This is a genomic window from Ruegeria sp. BF10 (assembly GCF_056538725.1).
In genome coordinates this window covers 1-14,662 of record NZ_JBQFTR010000007.1, presented here as the reverse complement: position 1 = coordinate 14,662, position 14,662 = coordinate 1, and the positions used below count along the sequence as shown (strand labels likewise).

13 protein-coding genes and 1 pseudogene are annotated in these 14,662 nt (G+C 53.6%); 5 read left to right on the top strand and 9 right to left on the bottom strand.

The window, feature by feature from the left end; translation table 11 throughout:
- Positions 1 to 96 precede the first annotated feature (96 nt).
- The 5 genes from ACR0DJ_RS18590 to cuyA all read right to left on the bottom strand — a co-directional run bounded on the left by ACR0DJ_RS18590 (position 97) and on the right by cuyA (position 4,214).
- Positions 97 to 825 carry an amino acid ABC transporter ATP-binding protein gene (locus tag ACR0DJ_RS18590; protein WP_480508367.1) on the bottom strand — a complete coding sequence of 243 codons (729 nt, stop codon included), beginning with the start codon at positions 823 to 825 and terminating at the stop codon, positions 97 to 99.
- Positions 822 to 1,478 (bottom strand): amino acid ABC transporter permease, encoded by a 657-nt coding sequence (locus ACR0DJ_RS18585; protein WP_480484726.1) that lies wholly within the window; start codon positions 1,476 to 1,478, stop codon positions 822 to 824. Before ACR0DJ_RS18585 ends, ACR0DJ_RS18590 begins: the two co-directional genes overlap by 4 nt.
- 3 nt (positions 1,479 to 1,481) lie before the next feature.
- Positions 1,482 to 2,198: an amino acid ABC transporter permease gene (locus ACR0DJ_RS18580; protein ID WP_480686028.1), complete on the bottom strand. Its 717-nt coding sequence runs from the start codon at positions 2,196 to 2,198 to the stop codon at positions 1,482 to 1,484.
- Between the two features lie 75 nt (positions 2,199 to 2,273).
- Positions 2,274 to 3,137 carry an amino acid ABC transporter substrate-binding protein gene (locus ACR0DJ_RS18575; RefSeq protein WP_480484728.1) on the bottom strand — a complete coding sequence of 288 codons (864 nt, stop codon included), beginning with the start codon at positions 3,135 to 3,137 and terminating at the stop codon, positions 2,274 to 2,276.
- A 30-nt stretch (positions 3,138 to 3,167) separates the two neighbouring features.
- Complete coding sequence (gene cuyA, locus ACR0DJ_RS18570; RefSeq protein WP_480686029.1) at positions 3,168 to 4,214, bottom strand: D-cysteate sulfo-lyase; 1,047 nt, start codon at positions 4,212 to 4,214, stop codon at positions 3,168 to 3,170.
- 130 nt (positions 4,215 to 4,344) lie between these two features.
- Here cuyA and ACR0DJ_RS18565 point away from each other — a divergent pair, with 130 nt between their 5' ends.
- The gene (locus ACR0DJ_RS18565; RefSeq protein ID WP_480686030.1) at positions 4,345 to 5,232 is read left to right on the top strand and encodes a LysR family transcriptional regulator; all 888 of its coding nucleotides are present in this window, start codon (positions 4,345 to 4,347) and stop codon (positions 5,230 to 5,232) included.
- 57 nt (positions 5,233 to 5,289) lie between these two features.
- On the opposite strand, the gene ACR0DJ_RS18560 is transcribed toward ACR0DJ_RS18565, so the two are convergent.
- Positions 5,290 to 6,183, bottom strand: coding sequence for a LysR family transcriptional regulator (locus ACR0DJ_RS18560; RefSeq protein ID WP_480686031.1), 894 nt, complete (start codon positions 6,181 to 6,183; stop codon positions 5,290 to 5,292).
- Between the two features lie 181 nt (positions 6,184 to 6,364).
- Between ACR0DJ_RS18560 and ACR0DJ_RS18555 the strand changes: the two genes are divergently transcribed.
- The 3 genes from ACR0DJ_RS18555 to ACR0DJ_RS18545 all read left to right on the top strand — a co-directional run bounded on the left by ACR0DJ_RS18555 (position 6,365) and on the right by ACR0DJ_RS18545 (position 10,645).
- On the top strand, positions 6,365 to 7,762 hold the full coding sequence (locus ACR0DJ_RS18555; RefSeq protein ID WP_480686032.1) for an aspartate ammonia-lyase: 1,398 nt from the start codon (positions 6,365 to 6,367) through the stop codon (positions 7,760 to 7,762).
- Positions 7,759 to 9,192, top strand: coding sequence for a cysteate racemase (gene cuyB, locus ACR0DJ_RS18550; protein ID WP_480686033.1), 1,434 nt, complete (start codon positions 7,759 to 7,761; stop codon positions 9,190 to 9,192). Before ACR0DJ_RS18555 ends, cuyB begins: the two co-directional genes overlap by 4 nt.
- Before the next feature lie 202 nt (positions 9,193 to 9,394).
- On the top strand, positions 9,395 to 10,645 hold the full coding sequence (locus ACR0DJ_RS18545) for a dicarboxylate/amino acid:cation symporter (protein WP_480508355.1): 1,251 nt from the start codon (positions 9,395 to 9,397) through the stop codon (positions 10,643 to 10,645).
- A 1,388-nt stretch (positions 10,646 to 12,033) separates the two neighbouring features.
- Here ACR0DJ_RS18545 and ACR0DJ_RS18540 read toward each other — a convergent pair.
- The 3 genes and pseudogenes from ACR0DJ_RS18540 to ACR0DJ_RS18530 all read right to left on the bottom strand — a co-directional run bounded on the left by ACR0DJ_RS18540 (position 12,034) and on the right by ACR0DJ_RS18530 (position 14,364).
- Positions 12,034 to 13,026, bottom strand: a complete 993-nt coding sequence (locus ACR0DJ_RS18540) for a Hint domain-containing protein (protein ID WP_480686034.1) — start codon at positions 13,024 to 13,026, stop codon at positions 12,034 to 12,036.
- Positions 13,027 to 13,127: 101 nt separating this feature from the next.
- Entirely contained in the window at positions 13,128 to 13,424 is a 297-nt protein-coding gene (locus ACR0DJ_RS18535) for a hypothetical protein (protein ID WP_480686035.1), read from the bottom strand.
- A gap of 386 nt (positions 13,425 to 13,810) precedes the next feature.
- A pseudogene (locus tag ACR0DJ_RS18530) lies at positions 13,811 to 14,364 on the bottom strand (IS6 family transposase).
- On the opposite strand from ACR0DJ_RS18530, the gene ACR0DJ_RS18525 reads away from it, so the two are divergent.
- Positions 14,363 to 14,662 (top strand): hypothetical protein (locus tag ACR0DJ_RS18525; RefSeq protein WP_480686309.1); only part of this gene is annotated, 300 nt, incomplete at its 3' end. The pseudogene ACR0DJ_RS18530 and the gene ACR0DJ_RS18525 overlap by 2 nt on opposite strands.

The following is a 14,662-nucleotide window of genomic DNA, read 5'->3' as shown; positions in this document are numbered from 1 at the left end:
TTTTCCAGCGAGAGCAGGGGAAAAGTTTACTCATCAACACGCTGTGTGTCTCCTAAAAGCTGATCCAGTTTCAAAGGTATATACGCTATCGCACGCCTAGTGGTTCAGAATCTTGCTTAGAAAATCCTGCGCTCGATCACTTTCCGGGTTGCTAAAAAACTGCTCGGTGGGACGGTCTTCAATTACCAGACCAGCATCCATGAACACCACCCGATCCGCCACCTTGCGTGCAAAGCCCATCTCGTGCGTGACAACCATCATTGTCATACCGTCCTTTGCCAGTTCGACCATCACATCCAGAACCTCATTGATCATTTCCGGATCAAGGGCCGAAGTCGGTTCATCAAACAGCATCGCAATCGGATCCATAGCCAGCGCCCGGCTGATGGCGACCCTCTGCTGCTGTCCACCTGAAAGCTGCCCAGGAAATTTTTCGATATGTGGCAGGAGCCCAACCCGATTGATCAGAGCTTCAGCTTTGGCGTTGGCCTCGTCACGTGACCGGCCCAGGACTTTCTGCTGACCCAGACAAAGGTTCTCGCGCACGCTCATATGTGGGTAAAGTTCAAAGTGCTGGAACACCATACCAATGCGCGAGCGCAGCTTGGTAAGATTGGTGCCTTTTGCGGTAACATCCACGTCTTCAACCTGAATGCGGCCCTGCTGCACCGGCTCCAGCCCGTTAACGCATTTGATAAGGGTGGACTTTCCTGATCCGGACGGACCGCAGACCACTACAACCTCGCCTTTTTTGACGTTGGTGGTGCAATCGGTCAGCACCTGAAAGTTGCCGTACCATTTAGAGATGTTTTCAATGCTGATCATGCTGTTTTGGCCTTCTGAAGGTGCCGGACAACAAGTGAACCGGCGAAGCAAATGCTGAAGTAGACAAGGGCGGCGAAGATATACATCTCAGCAAGCCGGCCCTCGGTTCGGGCGACAATAGATGAGGCGGTCATGAAGTCGCGCAAGCTGACAACAAAGACAAGGCTGGTATCCTGGAACAGAATGATGCCCTGCGTCACAAGGATCGGGATCATGTTCCGGAACGCCTGTGGCAGGACCACATAGCGCTGGATCTGCCAGTAGCTGAGGCCAGTGGCCTGTCCGGCATGCACCTGTCCTTTGCGGACTGACTGAATGCCTGCCCGGATAATTTCTGAATAGTAGGCCGCCTCGAACATGACAAAGGCGATCAGCGCCGAATAGAAGCCGCCAATCGGCCGACCCAAAGCAAGAGGCACCAGGAAGTAGAACCAGAAGATCACCAAGATCAGCGGCACCGAGCGGATCAGGTTCACATAACCTGCGGCGAGCAGAGCCAATGGCGCGATACCAGATAGCCGCATCAAGGCAAGGCCGGTCCCCAAAATGATACCGCCGATCACAGCAAGAAAGGTAAGCCATAGCGAGAGCTGCAAGCCCTGCCACAGAAATGGAAGATTGTTCCAGATGACGGAAAGATCAAAATCACCCATAATTCAGCCTTTTCCGACAAAACCCGGGATGCGGGTGTATTTTTCAAGTGTCTGCGCGATGACTGTCGCACCAAGAGCGATGACGACGTAGATGACCGTCGCTGCGGTAAAGGCCTCAAATCCTTGAAAAGTGTATTCCGCGATCTGCTGGCTTTGCGCCGTCAGTTCAAGAAGGCCGATGGTCAGCGCCAGTGAGGAATTCTTGAAGATAGTCAGGAATTCAGAGGTCATCGGCGGCACGATCAGCCGGAAGGAAATCGGCAACAACACGTAGCGATATGTCTGCGCAGTCGAGAAGCCATTGGCATAGGCTGCGCTGGTCAACCCGTGACCGACGGCATTGATCCCGGCACGAACCTGTTCGGCAACGCGGCTTGCGGTGTAAAGTCCTAGACCGATAACAGCCGTAACATACTCGGGATTTGGCATGTCCCGCTTCATCCAACGACCCAGATCATCCGGAACGATCTCAGGCATGACGAAGTACCACAGGAACAGTTGTACAAGAAGCGGCACATTACGAAAAAGTTCAACGTAGGTGGTGCAAAGTAAGGCAACAGGCCGCGATGGCAGTGTGCGCCCGACGCCAATTAGAACACCGACGGCCAGCGCAAGAACCCAGGCCACAAGCGCGACCGCAAAGGTCCACCCCAGCCCCGATGTCAGCCAGCCAAGGTATTCCTCTTCAAAGAGGACACCCCAGTTCCAGTTGTAGTTCATGCTTTCTACCCTGATAAAATGGTGCCGGGCCTCCCGCGCACGGTGCAGGCCCGACAGTGTTGCTACAGGAGGAGGTTATTCCGGCAGCGCATTAAGCTGGAACGCAGCCTTAAGCAGGTCTGTCTGACCAACACCCAGCGGATCGAACCACTTGGCATAGATGTCGTTGATCTCACCCGAGCGGAACACATCTGCCATAGCCTTCTTGCCGATCAGTTCAAAGGCGCTGTCGTCGCGGCGCACCATCAACGCATAGGGATCGAAAGACAGGAAATCGCCGACCACCGCGAAATCTTCGGGGGTCTTGGATTTTGCAATGAGCCCGAACAGAAGGATGTGATCCGTGGCATAGACATCCACACGATCAGTTTCCAAAGACAACATGCCCTCGGCATGGTCCCGCACCGGAAGAACCTTCACGTCCAGCCCCAGCTCTTCAATTGCTGCCTTGACGGCACGCTCGTTGGTGGTGCCCTGCGCCAGTGCAACGGCCTTGCCACCCAGATCTGCAACCGAATTGATGCCGGAGTCTTTGCGGACCATCAGTTTGGTACCGGTGATGAAGGTCGTGGGCAGATACTCGACCTGCTCCTGACGGGTCAGGTTGTTCGTGGTCGAGCCGCATTCAAGGTCAATCGTGCCATTGGCCATCAGTGCAATCCGGGTCTTGGGGTTCACCGGCACATATTTGATCGTCAGTTCCTTACCCAGTTCGGCGGAAACCGCTTCGACCACCTTCATGCAAAGGTCGATCGAATACCCAACCGGATTTTGGTTCTCGTCCAGATAGGCAAACGGAACAGAGCTTTCCCGGTGTCCAATGACAATTTCGCCCGAGGCGTCAATCTTGGCCAGAGTTCCCGTGCGATCCTCAGCCACAGCCGGAGCAGAAAAGGCCAAGGCAAAAGCCAATACGGCCGCTGGTTTCATATATTTCATGGTTTTCTCCCTTAGTTTCTGTTGCATTTGTTAGTCCTGATAGCCCGGCAGATCGAAAATGCCGGAATATCCAAATAACGCTGCACTTCCACCGGTGTGCAGAAACACAACATTATCCATTCCTTCGAAGTAGCCTTTGCGAACCTGATCAATCAGGCCATCGAGCCCTTTGCCCGAATAGACCGGGTCAAACAAAAGCCCTTCGAGTTGAGCCAGTTTCAGAAGCGCCGCACGCATGCCGTCGGTCGGCAGGCCGTAGCCTGGGCCAACATAATCACAGTTCGCGCGCACCGAGTTACGTTCAATCACGGCCCCCATTCCAAGGTAATCCATGGTCTTGCAGGCCAGGTCATAGACCATGCCTTCCTGTTTCCCCTGAGGTGCCCGAACACCGATCCCAAGCAAGTGAATGTTGCTGCCAAGGGCAGCAAGTCCAGCCACCAGCCCTGCTTGGGTTCCCGCACTGCCGGTGGCATGGACCAGGGCGTCAATCTTGAGGCCGATGTTTCCGGCTTGCTCTTCCAACTCGGCGGCACAATTCACATAACCCAACGCCCCAACGCGATTGGAGCCGCCGCCCGGGATGATGTAGGTCTTGCGTCCCTGATCTTGCAGCGTGCTGGCCAAGGCCTCCATTTCAGCGTTCATTTCGGCACCACCTGCTCGTTTGGAAACGGTTGCGCCATGTAGCTGATCCAGCAGAACATTACCGTTGAAGTTATAAGTCTCGTCATTCGACCCGGTGCGATCCTCAAGCAGGATATGGCAGTTCAGCCCCAACCGGGCTGCTGCGGCTGCTGTCTGTCGTGCATGATTGGACTGGGTGGCGCCTTGTGTGATCACTGTGTCAGCACCCAGCTTCATGGCGTCGGCCATCAGAAATTCCAGTTTGCGAGTCTTGTTGCCGCCCGACGAAAGGCCCGTGCAGTCATCGCGCTTGACCCATATGCGCGGTCCGCCGAGTTCCTCGCTCAAACGGTCAAGAGGCTCTAAAGGTGTTGGCAGATGACCAAGACGCACTCGTGGAAAATTCTCAAGCGCGCGCCTTACAAGCGCAAGGTTCCCGCCTACTGCCATAGCACCTTCTGTCGCTGCGGTTTGCATTGAATACATTCCCTTTACGTAGTTTGAGTAAGACTAAACGCAAAAAAGATGCGATTGATAATGCCAATATTGCAGTGTAGCCGTACAAAAGGTATGGGTAAGCATGGATACACGCCTTCTAGAAGACGCTCTGATCCTGTTGGAAGAGCGCAGCCTGACCGCCGCTGCCGCGCGTAGGAATGTAACACAACCCGCCTTTTCACGGCGCATTCGATCCCTGGAACGTTGGATCGGAAAAAGCTTGCTGGTCCGTGAGGCCAACCGGGTAGAGCTGTCTCCGACGCTACTACAAAGCGAACCTCAAATCCGGTCGCTGCTCGCGCATTTGCGGCAATTGCATGGGCATCTTAATAACCCGGAAGGCATCGGAGAACCGCTGGTGATGGCGACGCAGCACTCGCTTTCGGTGTCCGTCGTTCCGGAGATTCTTCGCAAACTCCGCGAACGCAGCGGATTGCCGCAAATCCGATTGCGCACGCAGAACCAGGTGACAGCGATGTCCACATTCCTGCGCCATGAATGCGACATTCTGGTGAGCTATGAATTCCGTGAGCTGCCCCAGGTGCCTTTCGACGACACCGTTGATCGTTACATTTGGCGGCGGGACACTTTGCTTCCGGTCGTCGGAGGCGCATTAAAATATGAGCTGCTGGAAGGTCAGATCCTACCACCGGACGCCCCCTGCATTGATTTCCCCGCAGACAGCTTTTTTGGGCAGATTGTTTTACTGCATCAAGCTAAAGCGGACCGTGCCTGGACGGGAAGATCGGCTGTGGAAAGCGCGTTTTCGGTGGGGATCTCCCAGATGGTTTTGGAAGGAAGCGGCGCTGCCTGGGTTCCTCACTCGCTCATCCAGAATCACATAATTACTGGCGATGCCGTCATCCTCTCTCCGGAATACGGCCGCCTGCCGCTGGATATTGTTCTGTACACCCACGTTTCCAACCCGCGCGGTACTAATTTCCGCAAATTGGTTGCCGAAACAGAGTAGCCGCAAAGAAACTTGCAGTAAGCATCACCCTTCTCCATTACAGACTTGCGATGTGCCTTACAGGTTTTGAGCCATCATCCAAAAGCGTTCCAACTCTGCTCGGGACCTCTCGATCGAACGGTAGAGTTTGATGTCGATTGAAAGCTCGAATTCTGGTTGGCTGATCTTCTGCAAACTCCCGTCTTTCAACTCTCGATCCGCCGCGCTTTCGGGAAGGAATGCAACGCCAATTCCCGCAAGACAAGCGGACTTAAGCGCCTCGGCAACGGAGTTTTCATAGATGGGGCTCACAATGTGACTCAGACCTCCGCGATCCAGACAAACCTGGGACACGCGGCCCAAAAAACTGTCAGGAGTGTATGACAGGAATGGAACCGGGCTTTCCCCTTCGAAGCTGTATTTGGCTCGCCCATCAGCATCGACAACGCTGACGGCTATGATCCGGTCTTTTGCGATGGTCGAAGACGGGTATCGGTTTTCATCTGAAATAGTGGGCACGGTCGGATGGGAATAGCACAACATAAAGTCTGCGCTTCCGGATAAAATTGCCTCGGCGCAGCCGGAGAAGTTTTCCGCGACCAGCCTGGTTTTGGTGGGACCAAGATGGCTGGACATTCGTGTCAGCCAGTTCGGGAAGAAGGAAATTGCCAACGAATGAAGCGCGACGAAATCAAGCACCGATGCTTCCTGGCGAGATAAGCCACGGATATCGCTTTTGGATTGCTTTAGTGCGGCAACCGTGTCGATTGCGGTTTGCTTGAATGCATGACCTGCTGACGTAAGCTCAACCGGGTGTACGCTCCTGTCAAACAATGGGGTCCCGGTCCAGTTTTCCAGGTTTTTGATCCGCCGCGTGAAAGCCGACTGGCTTATGTTGCGCGCATCCGCCGCGCGGGCAAATACCCCAGCAGCTGAAAGTGCCAAGAAGTCTTCCAGCCAATCGATCTCCATCTAAATTCTCCAATTGCAGAAACTTCACACGGTAGAAGCATGTTGCAAAATTCGCAACACCTTTGCGAAAGTTGTCATGGGTGGGCGGACTTGATGGCGGTACGGTCAGACCAACACACTCACAGAGTCTCGGCCCCTCGCATTTGATGCAGGCCGCAAGACCACAAAAAGGTCTCAGATCATGAAACAACACAGAACAGAATCCGACAGCCTTGGCCCGGTAAAGATCCCGCTGGCAGCGACCTGGGGCAGCCAGACCCAGCGGGCACTGGAAAATTTCCCGATTACGGGGGTGGCGATCAGCCACTATCCGGAATTGATTGTCGGACTGGCGTCGGTCAAAAAAGCCTGTGCTATGGCCAACAAGGACCTGGGTGTCCTGCCCCACTGGAAAGCGTCGGCCATTACGGAAGTCTGTGACAAGATCATTGCTGGGGGCCATCACGATCAGTTTGTTGTTGATGTCATGCAGGGTGGTGCTGGCACATCGACCAATATGAATGCCAATGAAGTTATTGCAAATCTTGGACTGGAAAAGCGTGGGGCAGATCATGGCGACTACAACCAGCTTCATCCGAATGATGACGTGAACCGGTCACAATCCACAAATGACGTTTACCCCACAGCAATCCGTCTGGCTGTCCTGTCCAGGATCGCCCCTATGATTGAAGCAATGCATCTTCTAACCAAATCCTTCGACCAAAAGGCATGTGAGTTTCAGCATATTATGAAGGTCGGGCGCACCCAACTTCAGGACGCTGTACCCATGCCACTAGGTGCGGAGTTCCGGGGATATGCCACAACAATCAACGAAGATGCTGACCGGTTGCGGGACCTGTCGCGCCTTCTGACAGAAGTAAACCTTGGAGGCACGGCCATTGGCACCGGCATCAATGCCCCAGATAGGTTTGGCGAAGTCGCTTTGGCGCATTTGCGCGACATTACCGGCGAGCCACTTAAACTGGCTCCGGACCTGATTGAGGCTTCATCTGATTTGGGTGCCTTTGTGATGTTCTCAAGCACGCTCAAGCGGGTTGGCATCAAACTGTCTAAGATCTGTAATGATCTACGCCTAATGTCCTCTGGGCCGCGGGCTGGGCTTGGAGAAATCATTCTGCCCGCGGTTCAGGCAGGATCGTCCATTATGCCCGGCAAGATAAACCCGGTTATTCCCGAAGTTGTAAATCAGGTTTGCTATCAGGCAATCGGAAATGACCTGACCGTCACAATGGCCGCCGAGGCCGGCCAGTTCCAGCTCAACGCGATGGAGCCGGTCATCATCCATAAAGTGTTGGAAACCATGGGGTCTCTGACCAATGCAATGAATGTGCTGCGCACCCGCTGCGTGGACGGTATCGTTGCGGATGAGAAAAGATGCGAGATGTTGCTGAGCAACAGCCTTGTACATGTCACCGCACTGGCCCCGGTGATCGGATATGAGGCTGCCACCAAACTTGCAAAATATGCACAGGCGCATGGCTTGAACCTGCAAGAGGCCGCAAAACCCGCTTTGCCAGGAGAACTTGCCGAGACTGCATTGCAGCACATGCACGGCAAGGCTCCGGAGATTGCCCAATGAACAAAAACCAATCTTTACGCATAGGAATCGTTGGCGGCCTGGGCGCCCTTGCCGGAGCTGACCTGCTGAACAGAATTGTTCAAAGGACACCGGTCAGGTCGGAAGAAGACCACAGGGAATTGATATTTCACCAGAAACCGCTGCGCGAACCAGCCTCCCCCAAAGAGCTGAGCTACAGCCCAACACACCGAAAACTCTATGTTTTTGACACACTGTCCCGCATGGAACGGGATGGATGTGACGTGGCGCTGCTTCCATGTTTTGTCACCCATAGCTTTCTGCATGAACTTGAGGACGAGCTTGAACTGAAGCTGATCAGCATGACAGAGGCGATCGCCGCCGCCGTTAACAGACTGCGTCCCGAGCCGACAAAGATTGGTGTCATCACGACGCCTTTTGTCAGGAAAACTGGTTTGTTCGAGAACCTGTTTGGCAGGGAAATACAGATCCTCCATCCCCGGGAAGATCTGGAAAGTGCCGTCATGGAGGCCGTATATGGACGCATCGGTTTCAAAGCAGGACACTGCAATGAAGACGTTCTGAGACCCATAAATGCCGCCCAGACCAACCTACTCGAACAAGGCGCGACCGTTTTTGTGCCCGGTCTTTCTGAACTGCCATTGTTGCTCAACCAGCTTGACCTGCCAGACAACATGACGGCCATAGACACGGCGGCGGTTTACGCGGATTACGCCCTGCAAGAGACCCAGCCAGACCGCCGTCACCGGTTCAAAGTTGGAGTGGTCGGCGGTGTCGGACCTGCCGCAACCGTAGATTTCCTTGCCAAACTGGTCAAAGGGACCGAGGCGACCCGCGATCAGGATCACATAAAAGTCTTGGTTGAACAGAACCCGCAAATTCCTGACCGCACCGAAAATCTGGTCCGCGAGGGCACCGATCCAACTGTCGCCCTCTATTCTACCTGCAAAAAACTGGAACGCGGTGGTGCTGACATGCTGGTCATCCCTTGCAACACCGCCCACGCGTATGTTGATCGGATTCAGCGCCACCTTGATATTCCGATCATCAGTATCCTTGCCGCGACCACTGAACACATTAAAGAAACCACCCCAGAGACGCGTGTGGTCGGGGTCCTCGGCACGGATGGAACAATACAAAGTGGCTTGTATCAGACAGCACTTGATGAGGCAGGCCTTGCCCACATCATTCCCGATGACGATCATCAAAACCTGGTCATGGATTCAATTTATGGCCCGTTTGGTGTCAAAGCTGGATATACCGACGGCCTCTGCAAAGAACAGATTAGCCGGGCCTTTTCCCATCTGGTTGCGCGCGGAGCCGAGGCAATCATTCTCGGCTGTACGGAATTGCCGCTCATCGTGACCGAAAGCGCAGACGCATTGGGGGCGCTTCCTGTCGACCCGACCGATGTGCTCGCCCGCAAATGTGTACAGCTCGCAAGATTCTAGGCGCCACCGAAACTTTATCCGACAGAAGAAACGGTATTGCAAATATTGCAATGCCGTTTCTCTATTTGCGCGACCATGACCGGCACGACGGTGTTACCTTGCGGCGACTGCAGGCAGCTCATTCCAGTTGACTGCCATGGAAAGGGAGAACCTATTGATGAATACCAGTCGCAAAACAGGGTTTATGGCACCTTGGAGGAATATGCTTCTTTGGAAGCAAATCGTGATCGCGCTTGTTCTTGGGGTGGTAACGGGCGTGTTGCTGAACGCAACTGGAAACGCAGCAATTGCGGGCATGATCAAGAACATTGGAACCCTGTTCCTGTCGCTTATCAAAATGCTGATTGTCCCGTTGATCTTCGTATCGCTCGTTTGCGGTATGACATCGGTCAGCGACATGGCCCGCATGGGGCGAATTGGCCTGAAGTCGATTGTATTCTATCTGGGTACAACTGCATTCGCGATCACGATTGGACTCGCTTTGGGCCTGATGTTGCAACCCGGCGCAGGAATTGATCTGAGCACCGCAGCCGCAATGGAACCCAAAGCGTCTCCGCCTTTCATCCAGCAACTTATCGGGATCGTTCCCAAAAACCCAATCGCCGCTGCCGCGGATGGCAACGTGCTTCAGATCATTTTCTTTGCGATTATGTTCGGTCTGGCCATCAACCTGGTGGGTGACGCTGGAAAGCCGGTCAGGGATTTCTTTGAAGCCCTAAATTCCGTCATCTTGAAACTGACTGAGATTGTGATCAGTTTTGCACCATATGGTGTGTTTGCACTAATGGCCTGGGTCGCCGGAACCTATGGTCTGGATCTTCTGTTGCCATTGGGAACCGTGATTGCTGCGCTCTATATTGGTTGCGTTCTGCATGCCGTCATTGTTTATGGCGGGCTCGTTTCGATCTTTGCGCGTTTGAACCCAATCCGCTTCTTCCAAGGCATCATCGAGCCGCAGATCGTGGCCTTCACCAGCACGTCCTCTTCGGGGACACTGCCGGTCACGATGACGGCGGTTCAGCAGAACCTTGGCGTGAACCGGTCGGTTGCAAGCTTTACGCTGCCGCTTGGCGCGACAATCAACATGGACGGAACCGCCATGTACCAAGGCGTTGCGGCTCTTTTCGTGGCACAGGCCTTTGGGATAGAGCTGGGCATGTCGGAATATGTCACAATTATTCTGACGTCGACACTTGCCTCCATCGGCACCGCTGGTGTGCCGGGTGCCGGGCTGGTGATGCTGTCGCTTGTTCTGAGCTCGGTCGGCCTGCCTTTGGAAGGTGTAGCCATCATCGCAGGCATCGACCGCATTCTCGACATGGCACGTACATCGCTCAACGTTACCGGCGACGCTGCCTGCACCGTCATTATTGCGAAATCCGAAGATCAACTGGATCTGGATGCCTACGATACTCCCCATGTGCTAAAATCGCCGGACGTTTCGCGGGCGTAAGTGACAAAGCACATCACTGCGGCCGCCCTGAAAAGGGCGGCTGTTTTCTGTTCAGGACGTCGCCTGAATGATGCCGTCACCCTCCGCCCCTATCTCAAATTGTTGGTTCAGTTAAGTTGATCCCTTGGCAATGACTCAGGTTGGCGGGAACACTAGCAGGCCACCCCGACCCCTTCACTATTCTGCTCACTTTAGCGTCTGGATAGAACCGGCGAGCAGGTCTGGAAGCGTTATAGCCCCACGGATGGTTCGAGAGTAATTGTCAGATCAGACCAGATTTGTGCATTCCCCTCGCCCTGTTGATCAGAGAGGCGGATCAGTATGATGCCCAGATCCTGATGCGGCAAGTCATGTAATCGCCGCAGCCGCCTTTCGGTTAAATGCCGTTTGACCAGGGTCAGCGACAACTACACCACCCCTTCGCCATCCAGCGCATTCACAGGCAGCAAGGGTCAGTGCAGTTTCCGCCTTCGGGCAACAAAGGCAAAACGAACTGGCTGAACAGGCGCCCCAGGATAACATCAGGGGGATATGAGTTGAACGGAATCTGGGTGTTATCAGCGTAGACCGCAAGATCGGGGGACACCACAGGCACCAATGTATCGCCGCCCAGCCGCTACACCCCAAACGCGTGTGGCACCGCAGGACCGGGGGACGTCCGGGCGTTTAAATGTCATCGCGAAATCGACCTCGCCGGACAATTGCAGCATCAGACAATTGTCCCGATTTCCGGATCGCACCCGCCGCGTGAACGGCGAGACCGACAGTGGCAGGGTGTAGGGGTATCTCAAACTGACCGACGATCTGTTCGACCAGGGTGAACGGCTCTTAGTGAACCGGGCGGCGCGTCTGGCTCTACTGACCGGGATCGCTGCTTTCATCGCTGCCGCTCCTTCTCCCAGCCAAGGACTCGTTGCGTAAAACTCTAATCAAAAATGGCCGGAAAATGGGTTTCAGAGCACTCTTGTTCGAAGTTCTCGATCCTCCGTTTTTCAAACATAGCGGTGGTCCAAATCAAATTGGGCACTCCGATCAAGTAAAGAAAATGACCCTGCCGAGGGGGAGGCAGGGCCATGTTGCCGCAATCTGGAGGTCTAATTACCTTAGGTTCTTGCGGCGTAACCTTCATTCTTCCAAATGCTGTCCGCCTTGGGAATTGACATGCCTTTCAGGGCAAACACCGCCTGATCCCAAACGACTAGGTCAGGTATTTATAGCTGGCAGGTCACGATACCTTTTGGGGAAACAACCCCAACTGAAGTTGTTTCGAAGTTGTTTGGGTCATTGCGTCCGCAACTACTCAGGATTGTTGTAAGAGCTTTTGCTACTCGGTTTACATAGATTCTCCTTCTATCAAGAGGTTGCGGATGTAAGTGAGTGATGCCGGCCTAAACTGCACGGTCCAGGTTTATAAGTTTGCTGTCATGGGCGTTCAAAACCACGCGCACGGTCTTCCCGTAGTTTGACGCTTCCTCAAACGCACCGAGTTCTGGAAATAGGTTCAGGATTTCTTCACGCATTTCATTGTCTTGAGACAAGACCTGGGAGCCGGGGAAGAAGCTCTCGGTCCAAAGATCGTTTGACAAGACAAGTTCATGAGCGTCGAACAAGATATGGAAATACTCAACCATACCTCCGGGTTGCCGCGTGATACCAGGTTGGCCAACAAGGTGTTTTGCAGCAACCAGCACTTCGCTTTCACCAAACAATACGCCCATGTCTCCGCTGGTTATTAGAACGCGGTGATTGGGCGATAGCCACAAGTACTGATCATTCGACCCTAGCACGCCGGGGGCAATGCGGATCGGCGCCAATTTCCCTATCGCAGAAACTTTTTTTGACCCGATCCACCGGATTTCCTGAACACCACTATCCCGAGTGATAACTCTATCGCCGACCTTCAGGCGTTCAACTAGTGTCAATCCTCTGGCAGTAGCGATCTCCGTGCCGGCTACGAAACAGGCCACGCCTGTTTGTTTAAACAACGAAGACCTAGTGATTCCAGACAAAGCGGCAGGCCCGGCGATCTGCCTTCCTCCAATCAACATGTTGTCGTAATAGTCACCAGAGGATTGGTTCAGAATACCATCATCGCCATCCCCCGCGATGAGTCTATTAGAACCGGCCCCGCCGTTGATAATACCATCAAGCCGATAGAATTGACCGCCATCAATCATGGCGGCGCCATCAACAACAATGGTCGCGTTATTGAGCGATTGACCATCGCCGTTGACGTCAATGCCAACAGTTGTCGGGCCGGAGAAAGAAAACATCGTCCCTGCGGTTACCTGTGACGCTCCACGAGGTGCTCCACCGCCATTTGTAAGCGCTGTGTTTCCTAAGCCCCTGATGAGACCCTCAATCGCATAGTAAAAACCCATCCACTCGTTCCTCATGCGACCGCATGCGATCGTGTTTATCCACTTGGTTTCTCAACCTTTTGAAGAAGCAGCTCTCAACATTGCAAGTGTTCGCAACCGACTCACCCCTGTGGGATACACAGCACCACTTGATCAATCCCGATCTCTGCTGCGATGCCATAAACACCGCTTGGGGTGCTGGCATACATCGGTCGGCAATGGCTGCCCTGCGTCTTGACGGTATACCGGTGGCCCGTGTCATCCCTGAGTTCCATGGTCCAACGCGGTCGGGCTTCGGTCGCTTCCTCGCAGGGCACTGCAACCAGTGATAGCCGGCAGTTCTCTTCCGGGAGCATTGACTGGATGGCGTCAACGGAAATGAACTTCTTGTTGTGTGGGGACTCGTTTGAACTGGACATTATGCGGTCATTGGGTTTTGTTCTCGACCGTTGATCGCGAAAACTTCTGTCCGGTGTCGGGTTCCGAAATCGTAAAATTGCTTCCTCGGACAAGCGTGGATCCTTTCTCGTTACTCTGGTTACATCCAACCTCAGCGATCCATCCCCACACATCGGATCGTCAAAACTAAACACGGCGTATTGCTCGATAAGAGTGATAATGATTTGGAACGGCCGGGTTAAAAACGGGAAAGTTGTTAAATCCGCAAAGAAGACAGCCCAGGTGTCAAGTTACACAGAATGTCTCACGCTTGGATCTGTCGCAAGTTTTCCTGAGAGATGTATAGACGGAACGAATGTGTCGCAAACTTTTGGGACAGCCAGAGTAAGCGACTTACTGGATACACTTATCCTGCCATCTTGGCGAATAGCTGAAAGCCGGAAGTCTTATCGCTTGAGAATTGCCGCTTCCGGATCATATTGGCGACTTCGATACCGTCCAAAGTAGCTGATGCGGATCTGAACGATTTGAACCCGCACATGTGCCGTATGCGACGCTTGATAAACCAATGATCTTGTTCGGGATTCCATTTGAAGACAGCGCTTTGCCAAAGAACCTTGCTGCTGCTGGACGGTTCCTGCGCTCAGACAGCATGAAATCAAGAATATTCCCAGCTTTGTCGACGGCCCGATAGAGGTACATCCAATTGCCGCGAACACGAATATAGGTCTCGTCCATGCGCCACGAACTCAGTGTCGGACACTTCTTTGACTGCGCACGAGCAGCGACGATCAGCGAGTATTTCACAACCCACCTATTCAATGTGGCATGGTCAACTCGCACACCGCGCTCAGCCATGATCTCTTCCAAGTCACAATAGGACACCGTGTACCGCAGATAGAAGCAAACAGCGTATAAAACTGCATCCTTAGGTAAATGACAGCCCTTAAATGAGATCATGCTCAAAAACCTGTTCGAAAACTTCGACCAGTACAAACCTCAGATCACCCGGGTTCGTCAAATATACCCCAGAGTTTGCGTCAAATCCCGGCAAACTACCCCTGGCTGCCCCCTACCCGCTTTACGCGCAAAATTTGCTCTTTTTGCTCGTTACTTTATCCGCTTTGTTAAATCTCAATCTCACCTGATAAGTACCGCTTATCATGTTTGTTTGATTTTTCCGCGAAATGCACGCAGAGTGGCTGCCATGAAGCCCCCTGCCCCCTATCTCCCTTCCGCCTCCCCTGCCCTGTCGCAG

Bases quoted from the DNA above. Each gene is read 5' to 3' on its own strand.
- ACR0DJ_RS18565 (WP_480686030.1), top strand. From the start codon at position 4,345: ATGGATACACGCCTTCTAGAAGACGCTCTGATCCTGTTGGAAGAGCGC.
- ACR0DJ_RS18555 (WP_480686032.1), top strand. From the start codon at position 6,365: ATGAAACAACACAGAACAGAATCCGACAGCCTTGGCCCGGTAAAGATC.
- ACR0DJ_RS18545 (WP_480508355.1), top strand. From the start codon at position 9,395: ATGCTTCTTTGGAAGCAAATCGTGATCGCGCTTGTTCTTGGGGTGGTA.
- ACR0DJ_RS18590 (WP_480508367.1), bottom strand. From the start codon at position 825: ATGATCAGCATTGAAAACATCTCTAAATGGTACGGCAACTTTCAGGTG.
- ACR0DJ_RS18585 (WP_480484726.1), bottom strand. From the start codon at position 1,478: ATGGGTGATTTTGATCTTTCCGTCATCTGGAACAATCTTCCATTTCTG.
- ACR0DJ_RS18560 (WP_480686031.1), bottom strand. From the start codon at position 6,183: ATGGAGATCGATTGGCTGGAAGACTTCTTGGCACTTTCAGCTGCTGGG.
- ACR0DJ_RS18580 (WP_480686028.1), bottom strand. From the start codon at position 2,198: ATGAACTACAACTGGAACTGGGGTGTCCTCTTTGAAGAGGAATACCTT.
- ACR0DJ_RS18535 (WP_480686035.1), bottom strand. From the start codon at position 13,424: ATGTCCAGTTCAAACGAGTCCCCACACAACAAGAAGTTCATTTCCGTT.
- cuyB (WP_480686033.1), top strand. From the start codon at position 7,759: ATGAACAAAAACCAATCTTTACGCATAGGAATCGTTGGCGGCCTGGGC.
- ACR0DJ_RS18540 (WP_480686034.1), bottom strand. From the start codon at position 13,026: ATGGGTTTTTACTATGCGATTGAGGGTCTCATCAGGGGCTTAGGAAAC.
- cuyA (WP_480686029.1), bottom strand. From the start codon at position 4,214: ATGGCAGTAGGCGGGAACCTTGCGCTTGTAAGGCGCGCGCTTGAGAAT.
- ACR0DJ_RS18575 (WP_480484728.1), bottom strand. From the start codon at position 3,137: ATGAAATATATGAAACCAGCGGCCGTATTGGCTTTTGCCTTGGCCTTT.